Annotated in this window: 8 protein-coding genes and 1 pseudogene; 5 read left to right on the top strand and 4 right to left on the bottom strand. The window is 65.3% G+C overall.

The genetic code is table 11. From position 1 onward, the window contains the following. The first annotated feature begins 1 nt into the window (after position 1). The 4 genes from recC to ACQ4WN_RS08165 all read left to right on the top strand — a co-directional run bounded on the left by recC (position 2) and on the right by ACQ4WN_RS08165 (position 11,125). Positions 2-3,424, top strand: a complete 3,423-nt coding sequence (gene recC, locus ACQ4WN_RS08150; RefSeq protein ID WP_436551073.1) for an exodeoxyribonuclease V subunit gamma — start codon at positions 2-4, stop codon at positions 3,422-3,424. Continuing rightward, complete coding sequence (gene recB, locus ACQ4WN_RS08155) at positions 3,421-7,092, top strand: exodeoxyribonuclease V subunit beta (RefSeq protein WP_436551074.1); 3,672 nt, start codon at positions 3,421-3,423, stop codon at positions 7,090-7,092. The genes recC and recB overlap by 4 nt, the downstream gene beginning before the upstream one ends. After that, the gene (gene recD, locus ACQ4WN_RS08160) at positions 7,082-9,040 is read left to right on the top strand and encodes an exodeoxyribonuclease V subunit alpha (protein WP_436551075.1); all 1,959 of its coding nucleotides are present in this window, start codon (positions 7,082-7,084) and stop codon (positions 9,038-9,040) included. The genes recB and recD overlap by 11 nt, the downstream gene beginning before the upstream one ends. 159 nt (positions 9,041-9,199) lie before the next feature. Beyond that, complete coding sequence (locus tag ACQ4WN_RS08165) at positions 9,200-11,125, top strand: methyl-accepting chemotaxis protein (RefSeq protein WP_436551076.1); 1,926 nt, start codon at positions 9,200-9,202, stop codon at positions 11,123-11,125. Between the two features lie 6 nt (positions 11,126-11,131). On the opposite strand, the gene ACQ4WN_RS08170 is transcribed toward ACQ4WN_RS08165, so the two are convergent. Further along, positions 11,132-12,031 carry a LysR family transcriptional regulator gene (locus ACQ4WN_RS08170; protein WP_436551077.1) on the bottom strand — a complete coding sequence of 300 codons (900 nt, stop codon included), beginning with the start codon at positions 12,029-12,031 and terminating at the stop codon, positions 11,132-11,134. A gap of 120 nt (positions 12,032-12,151) precedes the next feature. Here ACQ4WN_RS08170 and ACQ4WN_RS08175 point away from each other — a divergent pair, with 120 nt between their 5' ends. Then, complete coding sequence (locus ACQ4WN_RS08175; RefSeq protein WP_436551078.1) at positions 12,152-13,084, top strand: DMT family transporter; 933 nt, start codon at positions 12,152-12,154, stop codon at positions 13,082-13,084. Here ACQ4WN_RS08175 and ACQ4WN_RS08180 read toward each other — a convergent pair whose 3' ends face one another. The 3 genes and pseudogenes from ACQ4WN_RS08180 to ACQ4WN_RS08190 all read right to left on the bottom strand — a co-directional run. After that, the gene (locus tag ACQ4WN_RS08180; RefSeq protein WP_436551079.1) at positions 13,085-13,963 is read right to left on the bottom strand and encodes a serine hydrolase; all 879 of its coding nucleotides are present in this window, start codon (positions 13,961-13,963) and stop codon (positions 13,085-13,087) included. 255 nt (positions 13,964-14,218) lie between these two features. Next, positions 14,219-14,512 (bottom strand): hypothetical protein, encoded by a 294-nt coding sequence (locus ACQ4WN_RS08185; protein WP_436551080.1) that lies wholly within the window; start codon positions 14,510-14,512, stop codon positions 14,219-14,221. 77 nt (positions 14,513-14,589) lie between these two features. Next, positions 14,590-14,704: pseudogene (locus tag ACQ4WN_RS08190) on the bottom strand (IS1595 family transposase); the annotation flags it as partial.

Consider the following 14,704-nt stretch of genomic DNA (forward strand, 5'->3'; position numbering starts at 1 on the left):
CATGCATACTCCCGTCACGCCCGGCCTCCTCATCCTGCATGGCAACCAGCTGGAACAGCTGCGCGCCGCCGTTTTCCAGTGGCTGCGCCAGCATCCGCTGGCGCCCCTGGAAACGGATATCTTTCTGGTGCAGTCGAACGGCGTGGCCGAGTGGCTGAAGATCGCCCTGGCCGAGGAGATGAAAGTGTGCGCCGCCACGCGCATCGCGTTGCCGGCGCGCCTGCTGTGGGAAAGCTACCGGGGCATGCTGGGGCGCGAGCGCGTCCCGCGCGTGTCGCCGTTCGATAAATCCCCGCTGGCCTGGCGTTTGATGCGTCTTTTACCCTCTTTGCTGGCCGACCCGGTGTTTGCGCCGCTGCGCTACTTCCTTGCCGATGGCGATTGCGAGCGCCGGCTGCAGCTGGCCGAGCGCCTGGCCGATTTGTTCGATCAGTACCAGGTCTACCGCGCCGACTGGCTGGCTGACTGGGCTGCCGGGCGCGACCAGCTGCGCACGGCGCGCGGCGAAGCTATCCCATTGAAGGAAGACCAGCGCTGGCAGGCGCAGTTGTGGCGCGCCGTGGCCGCCGACGTGGAACCGTTCGAGCGCGACACGGGCCGCGCCGACATCCACGACGCCTTCCTGGCGGCGATCGCCGCCGGCGAGCAGCCTGCCGGCAAGCTGCCGCGCCGCGTGGTGCTGTTTGGCGTATCGGCGCTGCCGTATCAGACCTTGCAGGCGCTGGCCGCGCTGGCGCGCCACACGCAGGTGGTGCTGGCCGTGCCCAACCCCTGCCAGTTTTACTGGGGCGACATCATCGACGGGCGCGACTTGCTGCGCGCGGAAAACAAGCGCCAGCGGCAGCGCAATGGCACCGACCTGGCGCAAATTCCGCTCGAAGAGCTGCACGCGCACAGCCATCCGCTGCTGGCCAGCTGGGGCAGGCAAGGGCGCGATTTCATCCGCATGCTCGACGAGTTTGACGAACACGCGCAAGCCGAGGGACGCGACGACAGCCTGCGCATCGACCTGTTTGGCGAGGAGACGGGCGAAACCCTGCTGCAGCAGGTGCAGGTGGCCATCCGCGAACTGCGTCCGCTGGCGGAGCATGAGCAGTTTCCTCCCGAGGCCGGCGACCGCTCGATCGAATTTCATGTGGCGCACAGCGTGCAGCGCGAAGTGGAAGTGCTGCACGACCAGCTGCTGGCCATGTTTGCGCACAGCGCCGAGACGGGCTTGCGTCCGCGCGACGTGGTGGTGATGGTGCCCGATATCGACACCTTTACGGCCGCCATCCACGCTGTCTTCGGCCAGTACCGGCGCAATGACGAGCGTTTCATTCCGTTCGAAATCGGCGACGTGAAGGACCGCAGCGTCAACCCGCTGCTCGTCGCGCTCGAGTGGCTGCTGCAACTGCCGCAGCAGCGTTGCCGCCAGAGCGAGGTGCGCGACTTGCTCGACGTGCCCGCGCTGGCGGCCCGCTTCGGCCTGCAGGCGGACGACCTGGCCACCCTGGGTGCCTGGATCGAAGGGGCGGGCGTGCGCTGGGGCCTGGACCAGGCGCACCGCGCAGGCCTGGGGCTGGGCGCGGCCGGGGAACAGAATGCGTGGATTTTCGGCGTGCGGCGCATGCTGCTCGGCTATGCCAGCGGCAGTGGCGCCAGTTTTGGCGGCATCGAGCCGTATGCGGAAGTGGGCGGCCTCGATGCGGCGCTGGCGGGCTCGCTGGCGCAGCTGGTCGAGGCGCTGCTGCACTGGCGCAGCGTGCTGGCTGGCGCGCGCACGCCAGCCGAATGGGGCGTGCAGGCGCGCGCGCTGCTGGCCGCTTTTTTCGATGCCGACGACGAGGGTGACCGTTTGACCCTGGCGCAGCTGGAAGGCGCTTTGCAAGGCTGGCTGGAAACCTGCGAGCATGCGGGCTTTGTCGAGCAGGTACCGCTGTCCGTCTTGCGCGTGGCGTGGCTGGGCGCCCTGGACGAGCCGACCCTGAACCATCAATTCGTTTCCGGCGGCGTGACCTTCTGCACGCTGATGCCAATGCGCGCCGTGCCGTTCCGCGTGGTGTGCCTGCTGGGCATGAACGATGGCGATTTCCCGCGCCGCGCGCCAAAGGCCGATTTCGACCTGCTGGCGCTGCCCGGCATGGCGCGTCCGGGCGATCGCTCGCGCCGCGACGATGATCGTTACCTGATGCTGGAAGCCTTGCTGGCCGCGCGCGACAAACTGTACGTGAGCTGGGTGGGGCGCAATGTGCGCGACAATTCCGAGCAGCCGCCGTCCGTGCTGGTGTCGCAGCTGCGCGATTACCTGGCCGCCGGCTGGTCGCTGGACCGGCACCTGGCGTCGCTCACCACCGAGCATGCGCTGCAGCCGTTCAGCCGCCGCTATTTCGAGGCGGACGGCTTGCTCACGTATGCGCGCGAATGGCGCGTGGCGCATGCCGATGCTGACTTGCAGGCGCTTGAGGAACTGCCGCTGGGGCCGTACGAACTCGATCCCGGCACGCGCCTGAAACTGGGCGAACTGGCCAGCTTCCTGCGCCAGCCCGTTAAATACTTTTTCCGCCGCCGCTTGAGCGTGTACTTTGCCGATGCGGCCATGCTGGGTGAGGATGAAGAGCCGTTTGGCCTGAATGCGCTCGAGCGCTATCTGCTGGAAGACACCATGCTGGATGATGGCGGCGCCGTGGAAGCGGTGGGCGACGTGCGCGCCAGCCTGGAAGCGCGGGCGGAGAAGCTGGCGCGCGAAGGCGTGCTGCCCATCGGCCTGATCGGCCAGCAGGTGCAGGCGCAGCTGGTCGAGGCGCTGGTGCCCGTGCGCAGTGCGTGGCTGTCCTTGCGCGCTTCGTTCCCGCTGGCGGCCGACAAGCGCGCCATCAACTTGCCGTTCGGCGAGTTGCAGATCGACGACTGGCTCGACAAATTGTGCAGCAACGGGCAGGAGACGGCCTGGCTGATGCAGATTTCCTCGAAAGTGACGGACAAGAGCGGCCAGGCGCGCGGCGACAAGCTGATGCTGATGTGGCTGCGCCAGCTGGCCGCCGCCGCCCTCGGCCTTCCCGTCACTGGCTACCTGGTGGCGCGCGACGCCATCGTCAGCATGGCGCCGCTCGACCCGGCCACTTCGCGCGTAGCGCTGGCCACCTTGCTGGCGCTGTGGCGCGAAGGCATGAACCATCCGCTGCCCACGGCGTGCAAGACGGGACTGGCGCTGGTGCAGCAGGGCGACCCGCGCGCCGTGTACGATGGCGGCTTTGATATCGCTGGCGAGCGCGATGAACTGTGTCTGGCGCGCCTGTGGCCCGAGTTTTCCGCGCTGGCCGCCGAAGAAGCATGGGAAGACTGCACGCGCGAGCTGTATGGTCCGCTGGCCGACTGGCTGCAACAACACATCACGATCGACCCGATCAGCGCGCCCAACGATGGTGCGGGAGAAGAACAATGACGAGCCATCTGCTCAACCCCCTGGCGTTCCCGCTGCACGGCTCGCGCCTGATCGAAGCCTCGGCCGGCACCGGTAAAACCTGGACCATCGCTGCGCTGTACGTGCGCCTCGTGCTGGGGCATGGCGACGACGATAGCCGCTTTGCACGTCCGCTGCTGCCGGCCGACATCCTCGTGATGACATTTACCCGCGCCGCCACGCGCGAATTGTCGAACCGCGTGCGCGAACGCCTGATCGAGGCGGCCGCTTATTTTCGCAATGAGTTGCGCATTGAATCCGGCGGCAGCGATCCGTTTCTCGACGCCTTGCTGGAATTCTATCCGGACGAGAGCGAGCGGCAAAAGGCCGCGCACCGCTTGATGCTGGCCGCCGAGACGATGGATGAAGCGGCCATCTTCACCATCGACGCCTGGTGCCAGCGCATGCTGCGCGAGCACGCCTTCGACAGCGGCAGCCTGTTCGACGAAGAACTGGTCAGCGACGAGCAGGCGCTGTTTGAGGATGCGGCCCACGATTATTGGCGCCAGCAAGTCTATCCCTTGCCGCCGCAGGCGCTGGACGTGCTGCTGGCATGCTGGCCCGACGTGGGCGCCTTGAAAAAAAGCGCGCGCGATCTGGCGCGCCGCGCGGACATCATGGGCATGGCGGACGAGGAACCGTTGTCCATGCTGATCGCGCGCGAACAGCGGGTGCTGGCCGCGCAGCTGGCCACCCTGAAGGCGGGCTGGGTCGAGCGCGTGGAGCGGATGGCCGCCTGGATCAATGACCACCGCGCCGCCAATCCCAAGTGTTTTAACGGTGTCAAGATGAAGCCGGACAACCTGGCGAAGTGGTTCGACGGCTTGCGCCGCTGGGCGCAGGATCCGCTCTTGCTGCAGCCGGCCATCACGGCCAAGGCGTGGGAGCGCCTGACGCCGTCCGGCATCGAAGATGCGTTTGCCAAGAGTTTCACGGCCCAGGTACCCGAATGCTTCGAACATACGGAAGCGCTGGGGATCGCACTGGCGGCATTGACGCCGCTGGCGCACAAGCTGCACCTGCATGCGGCGGCGGCTATCGCGCGGCGCATGGACCAATTGAAGCGCCAGTCGCGCCAGTTCGGCTTTGCCGACATGCTGCAGCGCCTGCATGATGCGCTGGCTGGAGAGAATGGCGCGGCTCTGCGCCAGCGCATCGTCGATCAGTACCCGCTGGCGATGGTCGATGAATTCCAGGATACGGCGCCGGCGCAGTACCAGATATTCAATTCGCTGTACCGCATCGCCGACAACGATCCAGCGCTGGGCCTGTTCCTGATCGGCGATCCGAAACAGTCGATCTACGGCTTTCGCGGCGCCGACATCCAGAGCTACCTGGCGGCGCGCCGCGCCACCACGGGCCGCCACTACCAGCTGGGCACCAACTACCGCTCGACGGCGCCCCTGGTGGCGGCCGTCAACCAGCTATTCCTGCATGCCGAGCGCGCCGAAGTGCCGGCCGGCGCCTTCCGCTACCGGAAAAACGGCGAGAATCCGCTACCGTTCGAAGCCGTCGATGCCAAGGGCCGCGCCGAGCACCTGGTGACGAAGGACGGCTCAATGCCGGCTCTGCTGGCCGCCTGCGCCAGCGATGAAGGACTGCGCGGCGACAGCTACCGCGAGTATTTCGCGCAGCATTGCGCCGAGCACGTCGTTGCCATGCTGGGCGATGCGCAAGCTGGTTTTACTGGCCCTGATGGCTTCCTGCGCCTGCAGCCGGCCGATATCGCCATCCTCGTGCGCGACCGCAAGGAAGCGGCGGCCATCCGCCGCGCGCTGGCGCGCCGCCGGGTCGCCAGCGTCTACCTGTCCGACAAGGATTCCGTCGTCGACAGCGAGGAGGCGCAAGACGTGCTGCGCTGGCTGGCGGCGCTGGCCAATCCCCTCGACGGCGGACTGGCGCGCGCCGCGTTTGCCACGCGCACCATCGGCCTGTCGCTGGGCGAGCTGGCGCGCCTGTCGAGCGATGAACTGGAATGGGAACGCCGGGTGGAGCAACTGAAGGCACTGCATCTGATCTGGCAGCGCCAGGGCGTGCTGGCCATGCTGCGCCGCTTCATCCACGAACTGCAATTGCCGGCCATGCTGCTGCAGCAGACGGGTGGCGAGCGGCGGCTGACGAATCTGCTGCACCTGGCCGAACTGCTGCAATCGGCCAGCCGCCAGCTCGATGGCGAGCAGGCGCTGATACGCTGGCTGGCCGAGCAGATCGCCGGCGAAGGCGAGGGCGGTGACGAGCGCGTGCTGCGCCTGGAAAGCGATGCGGAACTGGTGAAGGTCATCACCGTGCACAAATCCAAGGGCCTCGAATACCCGCTCGTGTATCTGCCGTTCGCCGTCACGGCGCGCAAGGTGGATAAGCGCAACCGCAGCTTCTTCGAGTATGCGGGCGAAGACGGCGAGCGCCGCCTCGATCTGTCTTTGTCCGACGAGGCCATGGCGGCGGTCGAAGAAGCGCGCATCGAGGAAGACTTGCGCCTGCTGTACGTGGCCCTGACGCGCGCGCGCCATTTCCTGTGGCTGGGCGTGGCCGCCCAGGCGGCGCGCAAGGCTGGCGAGAATACCTTGCACGAATCGGCGCTCGGCTACCTGCTGACGGGCGGCGACAAGCTGCCATCCGAACAGCTGCAGCTGCGCTGGCAGCAGGTGGCGGGCGCTTGCGATGCCATCTATGTGAGCGCGCTGGCGCAGCCCGATGCCTGCACGGTGCTGGACCGCATCGAGCGGCGCCCCGCCTTGCGGCCCGCGCCCGTGTTCGTGGGCGAGTTCGAGCGCGACTGGTCGGTGGGCAGCTTTACGTCGCTGACGCGCCAGATCGGCGCCGTGGCGCCCGCGCACGTGCCGCAGCGGGCGCTGGAAGAGACCTTGCTGGAAGATGGCACGGCTGTCGCCGTGACCTTGCCGATGCACATGGGCGACGCGCCCTGGCACCGCTTCCCGCGCGGCTCCGTGCCCGGCAATTTCCTGCACGAGCAGCTCGAGTGGATGGGCGGCGAAGGTTTTGATTGCGTCAACGACGAACACTTCGCTACGCGCCTGGCCGCGCGCTGCGAGCGGGCGGGCTGGGGTCACCGCCAGGAAGACGCCATCGCCTGGCTGACGCAGGTGGCCATCACGCCGCTGCCGCTGCTCGACGCGTCGCTGTCGCAGTTGGACTGCACCCTGTCCGAGATGGAGTTCTGGTTCCCCAGCGAGCATTTGTCTACCGGCGCGCTCGACCAGCTGTGCACGCGCTTGCTGCTCGATGGCGCGCCGCGCCCCGTGCTGCCGCGACGCCAGCTGCACGGTATGCTGAAAGGCTTTGCCGACCTGGTCATCGAACGCGATGGCCGCTATTGGGTGCTCGACTACAAGTCGAATGCGCTGGGCGCCAACGATGCCGCCTACCACACGCAAGCGCTGGCGGCCGGGATGGCGCAGCACCGCTACGATATCCAGGGCGCCATCTACATGCTGGCCCTGCACCGGCTGCTGAAAAGCCGGCTGGGCGACGCCTATGACCCGGCCGAACACCTGGGCGGCGCCATCTTCCTGTTCCTGCGCGGTATCGCGAATGCGGACACGCATGGCTGCTACTGGCTGGCGCCGCAGCTGGAATTGCTGGACGGCCTCGATCAACTGTTAGAAGAAACGGAACACCATGCAGCATGACGCACAAATCAACGCTTTGTTTGACCATGCCGACGGCCTCGCCGAGGATGGCCATCTGCGCCGCCTGAGCGCTGCCTTTGCCCGCTTCATCGCCAGCCTGGACGAGCAGGCGCCGAATGCGCCCGCCGTGGCCGTGGCGTGCGTGGTGCTGTCCGAGCTGGAAGGGCGGGGGCACAGTTGTCTGATGCTGTCTGAGCTGGCCAGCGAACCGTCGCAACTGCTGGGCTGGAGCGAGGAACTGTGGCATGGCGTGCTGGCCGTTTCCGGCCCGCTGCCCGCATCGCTTGACGGTTGGCGCGCGCTGCTGGCCGGCGCGCCGCAGGTGTGGCAAGTGGCTGCGCCCGATGTGCGCCAGCCGCTGGTACTCGATGGCGACCGTCTGTATTTGCGCCGCTACTGGCGCGACGAGACCCTGGTGGGCGGGAAAATCGCCGCGCGCGCGCAGGACTTGGGCAACCCGCCGCTGGCGCAGGTGCGGCAATGGCTCGATATCCTGTTCGACCAGCCCACGCAGGATGGTGGGCCGGACTGGCAAAAGGTGGCGTGCGCGATCGCCCTGCGCGGCAAGGTGGCCATCATTACGGGTGGCCCGGGGACGGGCAAAACCTATACGGTGGCGAGCCTGTTGACCCTGCTGTTTGCCGTCTGGCCGCAGCCGGAGCAGCTGCGCATCGCGCTGGCCGCGCCCACGGGCAAGGCGGCCGCGCGCCTGAAACAGTCGATCGACAAGGCGCTCGAAGGGCTGGCGGCGAAGGCGGGCGATGCGCTGCCCCTGCTGGAACTGGCGCGGCGCATGGGCGCGGCGCGCACCCTGCATAGCTTGCTGGGCGCGCGGCCCGATACGCGCGCCTTTGCCCACCACGCGGGCAATCCGCTCGATGTCGATGTGCTGATCGTCGATGAAGCGTCGATGGTGCACCTGGAAATGATGGCGTCGGTGCTCGATGCCTTGCCGCCGACGGCCATCCTGATCCTGCTGGGCGACAAGGATCAACTGGCGTCGGTGGAAGCGGGCGCCGTGCTGGGCGACTTGTGCCACGATGCGCAGGCGGGCGGTTATACGGACGCCACCATCGCGTATGCGCAGGCGGCCAGCGGCGTGGCCATTCCAGCCGTCTTCGCAGGGTCGGCTGGCGCGCTGGCGCAGCAGACGGTGATGCTGCGCCACAGCCACCGTTTCAGCGGTCCGATTGGCGAGCTGGCGCTGGCCGTGAATGGCGGCAGGCCCGATCTGGCCAAGGCGTGTTTCGCCAGCGACAGCGGCGGCCAGCTGGCGTGGAGCGTGCCGGCGCAGCAGGACGAGGTGCTGCGCCTGGCCTTGCGCGGACGTCCTGATGCGCCGGGCGGTTATCAACCTTACCTGACGCTGGTGAATGCGGGCGGCGAAGGCTACGCGCAGCATGACGACTGGGTGCGCGCCGTGCTGCACGCGTTCGAGTCGTTCCGCATCCTGTGCGCCGTGCGCGAAGGCGAGTGGGGCGTGGCGGGCCTGAATACGGCCATCGAACTGCGGCTGGAAAAGGAAGGGCTGATACGCCGCAGCGAATGGTATGTGGGCCGTCCCGTGATGGTCACGCGCAACGACTACGGCACGGGTGTGTTCAATGGCGACATCGGCCTGACCCTGCGCGACCCTGCGCGGCCCGGGTCATTGCGCGTGTATTTTTTGGAAGGCGAGAACGTGCGCAGCGTGCTGGCCACGCGCTTGCGCCACGTGGAAACGGCGTTCGCCATGACGGTGCACAAGTCGCAGGGTTCGGAATTTCGCCACACGGTGCTGGTGCTGCCGCAGGAGGGCGGCGCCATGCTGGCGCGCGAACTGGTCTACACGGGCATCACGCGCGCGCGCGACTTTTTTACCCTCGTCTCGCCCACGCAAGCTGTGCTGTTCGACGCAATCTTGCGCCGCACGCAGCGGGCCAGCGGCTTGAGGGGGCTGATCGGCTGATGGCTGGAGTGGGTATGATGGGTTTCCACATGGAAATATATGTGTTGTATTCCGAATATTGATGGAAATTGTTCCGATTTTTGTGTGAGAATGCTTGCGTAGTGAAAGTGGTGCAACAGCACTGTTTCACGCCATTAAAATTGAAACGAGGAGTCCATCATGTTGTCTTCCCTTCGCACGCGTCTGGTGCTCATTTGCGTTTCCATCGTCGTGCTGTCCATGCTGGCCTTGTCGGTCGCCAACTACGTCACCACGCGCAGCAGCATGCTGGCGTCGTCCGACCAGCAGATGCAGCAGTTGCTGCAAAGCCAGTCGGCCGTGCTGGCGCAATGGGTCGATGGCAAGAAAAAGGTCATGGCATCCGTCGTGATGTCGGCCGAGACGCCCGATCCGCTGCGCGCTTTCCAGATCGCGGAAAAGGCTGGCGATTTTGCCGAAGTGTTCATCGGCTACGCGGACAAGCGCTCCGTATTTACCCATCCGGGGCGCCCGGCCGACTTCGATCCCACCGCGCGCGCCTGGTATACGGACACCGTCAAGGCGGGCGTGCCCATGCTCACGCCGCCGTATGTGGACGCGGCCAGCCATAAGCTGGTGGTGTCGTTTACGGCGCCCGTCGGCCCGAAAGAGGCGCTGCTGGGCGTGGTGGGCGCGGACGTGCTGCTCGACACGGTGATCGCCAACGTGGTAGCGATCAAGCCGACGCCGCATAGCTTTGCCTTCCTGGTCGACCAGGAAGGCACCATCATCGCGCATGCCAACAAGGACCTGAGCCTGCAGCCGGTGGCCAAAATCGATGCGGCGCTGTCGGCCGCGCAGGTCAACCGGCTGGAAAGCACGCGCACGAGCGAGGCCGTGCGCCTGAATGACCGCGACGGCATGCTGTATGTCACGCGCGTGGCGGGGACAAGCTGGCTGCTGGCCGTGGTGCTGGACCAGCAGGAAGCCATGCAAGCCTTGCAGACGATGCTGACGACAGCGACCGTCACGGCCGTGCTGCTGGCCGGCGCGGCGGCGGTGCTGCTGTCGCTGCTGGTGTTCAAGATGCTCAAGCGCCTGGAACTGGTGCGCGACGCGCTCGACGATATCGCTTCCGGCGAAGGCGACCTGACGCGCCGCCTCGACGCTTCCGGCGTGGATGAACTGGCGCAGATCGCCGGTGCCTTCAACCGCTTCATCGACAAGATCGCCGCCGTGCTGGTGAAAATCCGCACGGCCAGCGAATCGGTCAAGGTATCGTCGTCGGAAATCGCCGCCGGCAATCAGGACCTGTCGTCGCGCACGGAACAGCAAGCCAGTTCGCTGGAAGAGACGGCTGCCTCGATGGAGGAGCTGACCAGCACCGTCAAGCAAAATGCCGACAATGCGCGCCAGGCCAACCAGATGGCACAATCGGCATCCGGCGTGGCCAGCAAGGGCGGCCAAGTGGTGGCGCAGGTGGTCGATACCATGGCGTCGATCAACGATTCGTCGAAGAAGATTGTCGACATCATCAGCGTCATCGACGGCATCGCCTTCCAGACGAATATCCTGGCCTTGAACGCGGCCGTGGAAGCGGCGCGCGCGGGCGAGCAGGGACGCGGTTTTGCCGTGGTGGCGACGGAAGTGCGTAATCTGGCTCAAAGATCCGCTGGCGCAGCGAAGGAAATCAAGCTGCTGATCGACGATTCGGTGGACAAGGTCGATTCGGGCGCGCGTCTGGTCGACGAGGCTGGCGCGACGATGCAGGAAATCGTCGACAGCGTGCGCCGCGTGACCGACATCATGGGCGAGATCACGGCCGCCAGCGTCGAACAAAGTGCCGGCATCGAACAGGTGAACCAGGCGATCGCGCAAATGGACCAGGTGACGCAGCAGAATGCGGCCCTGGTGGAAGAGGCGGCGGCCGCCGCCGAAAGCCTGCAAGACCAGGCCAGCACCCTGTCGCAGGTGGTGGGTGTGTTCAAGCTCGATGAAGGACCGGCGCCAGCATCGCAGCCGGCCAGGCCCGTGATGCATACATCCATCGCGCCGCGCATCGCCAGCCGTCCCGCAAAAACGCCCGCCGCCAAGCCCGAGCGCAGCGAGGAGTGGGAGACGTTCTAGCCGTTGTCAGGTGCGCCGGGGCGCCAGGGTCGGCGCCATCTGTCTGGCCACCTCAAAAAAAGCGTTGGTGGCCGGTGTGTTCTGGCGCCGGTCGCGCACGGCCAGGCCCACCTTGCGGCTGACGGGCGGATGTAAAGGCAGGGCGACCAGCTCCGGGTACTGCTCGCGCAGGCGCTGCGGCAGCGCCAGTTCGGCCACGATGGACAGGCCGTCGCCGCGGCTGACCATGTCGAGGATAGTGATCACCTGGCTGATGCGGTAAGGCACGTGCGGCTGCAGCCCCGCGTTGGCGAACAAGGGCTCGATCAGGCAGGCGCAGCCTGCCTCGGACATGATGAATGGCCCTTCGCACAATTGGGCCAGGGTGATGGACGGGTACTGCGCCAGCGCATGGCTGCGCGGCACCAGCGCCATCATCTGGTCTTCCACCAGCGGCGCCGTGTCGAAGCGCTCGTCGGGCAGCACGACAAAGCCCACGTCGACCCTGCGTTCGCGTATCCATTGCACCACTTCATGGTCGGCGCCTTCGTCGATGCGCAGGGTGATGCCCGGATAGCGCAGGCGGAACTGCGCCGTGATGGCCGGCAGCAGATTCAATGACGACGTGGGGCCAAAGGAGCCGATGCGCAAGCTGCCCTGGCGCTGGCCCAGCACGTCGGCCGCTTCCTGGCGCATGGCTTCCGACAAGCCGAGGATTTCGCGCGCGCGCACCAGCAACTGGCGGCCCACGTCCGTCAGCTCGGCCGAGGCCTGGTGGCGCACGATGAGGTCCACGCCCATTTCCTTTTCCAGCGCCTTCAAGGCATGCGAGACGGCCGACTGGCTGATGCCCAGCTGCGCGGCGGCGGCGGAAAAGCCGTGCAGTTCGGCCACCAGGGTAAAAATTTCCAGTTGCGTGAAGGTCATGCTGTGGTTTTCCTGGTATATGAGTATTTACTCATTATTTCATGAGTTGATATTAGTATTAATATATAAGTGTACCGCATGCACACCACCCGCCGCACAAGCGGCCCTACAGGATATCCCATGTCTTCTTCCGCCATACCTTCAGGCGCTCTGCCTTCCGTGCAATCGCCGCTCGTCTATATCAAACTGATTTTCGTCGCCCTGTTCTGGGGCGGCACCTTTATCGCCGGGCGCGTGCTGGCGCAGCAGATGCCGCCCATGACGGCTGCCAGCGGGCGCTTCGGTGTGGCAGTGCTGCTGCTCGTCGTGCTGGCCTGGAAACTCGAAGGGGGCTTGCCACGCCTGGATCGCAAGCAGCTGGCAACCACGGCGGCGCTGGGCCTGACGGGCATTTTTCTATACAACCTGTGCTTCCTGGCGGCCCTGTCGCGCATGCCGGCCGGGCGCACGGCCCTGTTCGTGGCCCTGAACCCCATCGTCACGGCGCTGGCCTCGGCCATGCTGTTCCGCGAACGTCTCGGTTCCTTCAAGTGGCTGGGCATCATGCTGGCGTTTTGCGGCACGGCTATCGTCATCACGCGCGGCGATCTCGCAGGCGTGTTGCACGGCACGGGCGGCGGCATCGGCATGGGTGAAGTATTCATGTTTTGCGGTATTTCCAGCTGGGCCGCCTACACCCTGATCGGCCGGGTCGCGCTGAAGGGCCTGAGCCCGATTGCCGCCACCACGTATGCGGCTATGTGGGGCCTGGCTTTCCTGCTGGTGGGGGCGGTGGTGGAATTCCCGAGCGTGCCGTGGCATAGTTTTGGCTGGCAAGTGTGGGCCGCCATCGGCTACCTGGGCGTGTTCGGCACGGTGATCGGCTTTGTCTGGTATTACGAGGGCGTGAAAGCGCTGGGACCGTCGCGCACGGCCGTGTTCAACAACCTCGTGCCCGTGTTCGGCATCGTGCTGGCGGCGGGGCTCTTGGGCGAGCCGGTGCTGGTCTCGATGCTGGTGGGCGGCGCGGTGACGATTGCCGGCGTGGTGATGACCAACCGGCAAGCGAAATAATTATTTGGCGCGGCGGCGTTTCGATGGCTTGGCCGGCGCCTTCTTGTGCCGGCTGACGGCAGCGCGCATCACTTTTGGCTCTTCGATGCCGTTCTCGGCCGCCAACATGCGGCGGATGTTGACAGCGTCCATGGCGCGCACGGAATTGGCGCGCGCATTGAGCAAGATCATGGTCGCGAACTTGCCGGCCGACTTGATGCGCATGATCAGGCAGCGCCCCGCTTCATTCGTGTAGCCCGTTTTTGACAGGCCGATATCCCAGCCCTTGGCGCCCACCAGGCGGTTCGTGTTGTGGTATTCCACGTCCCGGCCCTTGATCTGGATCACGTCCTTCGAATCGGTGGTGATGCGGCTGATTTCCGGGTAGCGCGAGGCGGCCACGGCCATCTTGACCAGGTCCGCTGCCGTCGACTGGTTGTTCGGCGACAAGCCCGTCGGCTCTTCGATGACGGTCTGGCGCATGCCCAGGGCCTTGATCTTGGCGTTGACGGCCACGGCAAACGCGGTCGGGCCGCCGGGGAAGGTGCGCGCCAGCGAGGCGGCGGCGCGGTTGTCGGACGACATCAGCGCCAGTTGCAGCACGTCGTGGCGGCTCAGGGTGGCGCCCACGGGCACGCGCGAGGTGCTGTGTTTCAAGGTGTCGACATCCTCGCGGTCGATGCTGATCTCTTCCTGCATATTGGCCTTGGAGTCGAGCACGACCATGGCCGTCATGAGCTTGGTCAGCGAGGCGATGGGCACCACCACGTTGGAATTTTTTTCAAGCAAGATTTTGCCTGTGCCATCTTCGACCACCAGTATCGACTGGGAACCGAAAGGCACGGCGATGGCCGCTGTCGAAAGCGTCATCAGCACCGCGGCGAACATTTTTTTGAGCATGGGATTGTATGTGGGAAAGCAGTTTTGGGGCACCATCGTGGGCGCTGCGCGCAAATCCGGAACGGAGCCGCGCGGGGACGCGGCGTGTATCTCGGAGGCAATATTTGCCAAGCTTAAACAATACCATTAAAGATCAAGCGATGTCTACGGTACAGGCCCGCGACAGGCGGCGTTGCGGGCAATTTGGCAAATAAAAGCCGCTATTCTTGCCGTAGTGAAAATTGTTGCGCATTTATTGATTTCGTTATGGAAACTTCATATTATTTCAGCAAGATTGGCAGCGATGGTCTGGCAGGCAGCGTTCATGCCTGATTGACGCGACTGGGAGAACGCATCATGTGGAAAAAATTTGCTGGGTGGTATCGGTGCAAGCGTCCAGCCGCTGGCAGCACGGAAAAGCTGCTCGTCAACCGCACGGTTAGGTATTTGTTCAGAGATTGATATGATGGCAATATTTTGAATATGCCACTGAAATGGATATCTCATGACAATCTTGCGCCGCTGGTTCACCGCCATCCTACTTGGCTTGCTCGCTTGCAGCGCCGCCACGGCAGCGCAGTAGGAGGAAACGGTGATGTATCACGTGAATGACCCCAGCAATGCCACGGCTGCGCTGAAAAATATGGCTATGTCACCGTAAGGTGTGGGAACTCTCCCATGGTTGCCTTCAACAATGTTTCTGGGGAGCGGATGCGTCCGGCGTCGAGTATCCAGCGCCACCCCAGATAATTCGGCAGGTAA

The sequence above is a fragment of the Janthinobacterium pasteuri genome, assembly GCF_051380775.1.
Lineage (GTDB): Bacteria > Pseudomonadota > Gammaproteobacteria > Burkholderiales > Burkholderiaceae_D > Janthinobacterium.